This is a genomic window from Streptomyces sp. NPDC005794 (genome assembly GCF_042871445.1).
GTDB lineage: Bacteria > Actinomycetota > Actinomycetes > Streptomycetales > Streptomycetaceae > Streptomyces.
In genome coordinates this window covers 1-4,816 of the sequence record NZ_JBIAIN010000048.1, presented here as the reverse complement: position 1 = coordinate 4,816, position 4,816 = coordinate 1, and the positions used below count along the sequence as shown (strand labels likewise).

The window sequence follows — 4,816 nt, the reverse complement described above, 5'->3', positions numbered from 1 at the left end:
ACGCGGGCACGGTGATGGATGGGGGGTACTGGTATCGCAATCTGCGCCGGACGGTGTTGTTCGAGCACGCTACCCGTGGCCTGCTGGCCGAGGGGTACGGTCTGTTCCTGGAGATGAGCCCGCATCCGGTGCTCACTGTGCCGGTGCAGGCCACGATCGACGCGGCCGAGAGTCCGGCGGTCACGATCGGTTCGCTGCGGCGTGACGACGGTGGGGCCGGCCGTTTCGCGGCTTCCCTTGCCGAGGCTCACGTACATGGTGCCGAGCTCGATTGGAAGGCCCTCTTCCCCGGTCACCGCACGACCGTCGACCTCCCCACCTACCCCTTCCAGCGCGACCACTACTGGCTCCACGCGGACGCCGGCGCCGGTGATGTCGGAGCGGTCGGACTTGGGGAGACGGGGCACCCGCTGCTGGGTGCAGCCGTCGCGCTGGCCGACGGGGACGGGCATCTGCTCACGGGGCGACTCTCGCTGCGTACTCACCCGTGGCTGGCCGACCACGCCGTGGCGGGTGCGGTGTTGCTGCCGGCAACCGCGTTCGTGGAGCTGGCGACGCGTGCGGGCGACCAGGTGGGCTGTGACCTGGTCGAAGAGCTCACCATGGAAATGCCGTTGGTCGTCCCGGAGACGGGCGCCCTGCAACTTCAGCTGACCGTGGGGGACGCCGACGCCTCCGGGCGGCGGTCCCTCGTCCTCCATTCCCGGCCGGAAGCCGACGCCGGTGGCGCCGAGGCGGAGCCGTGGACCCGGCACGCCACCGGTGTGCTCGCCCCGTCCACGGCGTCCGCGTCCGCAGGGGACGGCGCCTTCGACCTCGTCGAGTGGCCGCCCAGCGAGGCGCAGGCGGTCGGCATCGACGGGCTGTACGAGGAGTTCGCCGCCACGGACGTCCGGTACGGCCCCGCGTTCCAGGGGCTGCGAAGCGTCTGGCGGCGCGGCGACGAGGTGTTCGCCGAGGTGAGCATCCCCGAGGAGCGGCGCGAGGAGGCCGATCGGTTCGGCCTGCACCCGGTCCTCCTTGACGCGGCACTCCAGGCGGCGCACCTGGCGCAGGACCCGCGGGACGAGAACGACGGCGGGGTCGGCGCGCCCCGGTTGCCGTTCTCCTGGAGCGACGTCGCTCTTTACGCCACCGGGGCGAGGGCCCTGCGGGTCCACCTGTCGCGCTCCGGCAGCGGAGGTGACACCGTCTCGGTGCTGCTCGCCGACGACTCAGGGGCGCCGGTCGCGCGGATCGGCTCGCTGGTCTCCCGCACCGTCGACGTGAACCAGAGCCTTGCCGCCCGGCGCTCCCGCGTACCGCACCTGTACCGCGTCGACTGGACGGCGCCCCCAGCCTTGGGCCTCACGCATGCGGCGCGCGCCGAAGAGGTCTCGTGGGCCGTGCTCGGCGCGGACGGTACCGGAGCCCGTGAGCTGTGCCGCCTCCTCGGTGAAGCCGGGCGGGGCGGCGCGGGCGGTGAGGACGGCAGCGGCATCCACGTCACCTCGTACCGAACCCTTGCGGACCTCACCGCGGCTGTCGCCGACGGCACCGCCTCCGTACCCGACGTCGTGGTCGCGGCCGGAGCCATCGCCACGGGCACCGACGCCACGGGCACCGGCGCCTCGGAAACCAGGGCTGACGGAGACGGCACCGCAGAAGCCGTGCACGCCGTCACCGGCAGAGCCCTCGCGCTCGTCCAGGAGTGGCTGGCCACGGGCGAGCCCTTCGCCGACGCCCGGCTGATCGTCCTGACGTGCGGCGCCGCCGCTGTCACCGTCGACGAGCCGGTCCCCGGCCTCGCGCACACCGCGGTGCTCGGCCTGCTGCGCTCGGCTCAGTCCGAGGAGCCGGACCGGTTCGTCCTCGCCGACGTCGACGGTGACCCCGAGTCGCTGCGGGCGCTGCCCCTCGCGTACGCGCACGGCGAACCGGAGTGCGCGATCCGTGCCGGAGCCGTCCTCGTGCCCCGGCTCACTCGCGACCTCGGCACGCTTGCCCAGGACGCCCCTGAGCCCGCACTACCGGACCCGCAGGGCACCGCCCTGGTCACCGGCGCCCCCGGTGGCCTCGGCGGTCTCGTCGCGCGGCACCTCGTCTCCGTGCATGGCATCCGGCGCTTGCTGTTCCTCGGCCGCCGCGGCCCCGAGGCGCCCGGCGCTGCCGAACTCGCAGCCGACCTGGGGAAACTGGGCGCCGCCGCCGACATCGTCGTGTGTGACGCGGCGGACCACGACGCCCTCACGCAGGCGCTGGCCCGCGTCCCCGAACAGCACCCGCTCACCGTGGTCGTGCACACCGCGGGCGTCTTCGACGACGGCGTCACCTCCTCGCTCGGCACCGAGCAGCTTGACCGCGTCCTGCGGCCCAAGGTCGACGCCGCCGTCAACCTGCACACCCTTACCCACGGCGCCGACCTGGCCGCCTTCGTTCTCTTCTCCTCCGTCGCCGGGGTCCTCGGCGGCGCGGGACAGGGCAACTATGCGGCAGGGAACACCTTCCTCGACGCCTACGCCCAGCACCTGCGCGGCCAGGGCGTGCCCGCCATCTCCCTCGCCTGGGGGCTGTGGGCCGAACGCGGTGGCATGGCAGGGCAGATCACCGCCGACGACCTGGACAGGATGACCCGGTCCGGCATCGCCCCCCTCGCCACCGATCAGGGCCTCGGGCTCCTCGACACCGCCCTCCGTATGGGCGCCGCCGCCCTGGTGCCCGTGCGTCTCGACACCGGCGCGCTACGCGCCACGCACGGCAAGAACCTGCCCCCGCTGCTCAGCGGCCTCGTCCAGGGCCCCGCCCGGCGTGCGATCGCCGGCGGGGACGCCTCCGGTGGCGAGGCGTCCGCTCTCGTACGCCGCCTGCGCGGCCTGCCGGACGGTGAGCGGGAGCGGGCGCTCCTCGACCATGTGCGCGGCCAGGCCGCCGCGGTCCTCGGCTATGCGTCCGGTGACCAGGTGGACACCGACCGGGCCTTCCGCGACCTGGGCTTCGACTCACTGACCGCCGTCGAACTCCGCAACCGTCTGAACGAGGCGACCGGTCTGCGGCTGCCCGCCACGCTCGTCTTCGACTACGCCAACCCGCTCGCCCTGGCCCGCCACCTCAAGTCGGAACTTCCCGGCGGCGAAGCCGGCGGGGTGGTGGACGGCTCCTCGGCCGGCGCCCGCACGGCCGACGCGCACGCTGATGAACCCATCGCCATCGTCGCGATGAGCTGCCGCTTCCCCGGCGGCGTGGCGAGCCCCGAGGACCTGTGGCGGATCGTCGGCGAGGGGGCCGACGCCACCTCCGGGCTGCCCGAGGACCGCGGCTGGGACACCGCGTCCCTGTACGACCCCGACCCGGACCACCAAGGCACCACGTACTCGCGCGGCGGCGGCTTCCTGCACGAGGCGGGCGAGTTCGACGCCCCGTTCTTCGGTATCTCGCCACGTGAGGCGCTCGCCATGGACCCGCAGCAGCGGCTCCTCCTCGAGATCTCCTGGGAGGCCTTCGAGCGTGCCGGGATCGACCCGGCCACCTTGCGGGGCAGTGCCGGCTGCGTCTTCGTCGGTGCCTCGTCGCAGGGCTACGGCGAAAGCGTGCGCGTCGTCCCCGACGGCCTCGAAGGCCACCTGATGACCGGCAACTCCACCAGCGTCATCTCCGGCCGCATCTCTTACTCCTTCGGGCTCGAAGGCCCGGCGGTGACGGTGGACACGGCGTGCTCGTCGTCGCTGGTCGCCCTGCACCTGGCCGCGCAGGCCCTGCGCCGGGGCGAGTGCTCGCTCGCACTGGCGGGCGGTGCCACCGTCATGGCGACGTCCGACACACTCGTGGCGTTCAGCCGGCAACGCGGTCTGGCCGCCGACGGCCGCTGCAAGCCGTTCGCCGAGGGCGCCGACGGCTTCGGCGTCGGCGAAGGCGTCGGCATGCTCGTCCTCGAGCGCCTCTCGGACGCCCGCCGTAACGGCCACCAGGTCCTTGCCGTCGTCAGCGGTTCCGCTGTCAACCAGGACGGCGCCAGCAACGGTCTCACCGCCCCCAACGGCCCCTCCCAGCAGCGCGTCATCCGCGCCGCCCTGGCCGGTGCGGGGCTCACCGGCGCCGACGTGGACGCCGTGGAGGCACACGGCACGGGCACCTCGCTGGGCGACCCGATCGAGGCGCAGGCCCTCATGGCCACGTACGGCAAGGATCGGCGCGAGGACCAGGAACCGCTGTGGCTCGGCTCGGTCAAGTCGAACATCGGGCATGCCCAGGCGGCCGCGGGCGTTGCGGGCATCATCAAGATGGTCATGGCGATGCGCCACGGCGTCCTGCCCAAGACGCTGCACGCCCAGGCACCGACGACCGAGGTCGACTGGTCCGAAGGGGCGGTCGCGCTGCTGACCGAGGCCCGGGAGTGGACCGCGCGGGAGGCCGGACGGCCGCGACGCGCGGGTGTGTCCTCGTTCGGCATGAGCGGCACCAACGCGCACGTGATCGTGGAGCAGGCGCCGGCTGAGGAGCTCGTGGAGCAGGCACCGGCCGAGGGCCCGGAGGCCGCCCACGCCGACGAACCGCTCGCTCGGACCGCCACCCCGTCGGTGATCCCTGGCCTGGTTCCGCTGGCCCTGTCGGCAAAGACCGAGGCCGCGCTCCGGGCGCAGGCCGGCCGCCTCCGCGAACACCTCCGGGACCGCCCCGACTTGAGCGTCGGTGACCTTGGCTGGTCGCTGGTGGCGGCGCGGTCCCGTTTCGAGCATCGGGGTGTGGTCGTCGGGCGGGACCGTGAGGAGCTCCTCGCCGGCCTTGAACTGCTGGCCCAGGGCGACACGACTCCGCAGAGCGTCGTGACGGGGCGTGCGCA

Annotated in this window: 1 protein-coding gene; it reads left to right on the top strand. The window is 73.6% G+C overall.

The window, feature by feature from the left end:
- Positions 1–56 precede the first annotated feature (56 nt).
- Positions 57–4,816: type I polyketide synthase (locus ACFYQ5_RS35960; protein WP_389203823.1), on the top strand; the 4,760-nt coding region annotated here is incomplete at its 3' end.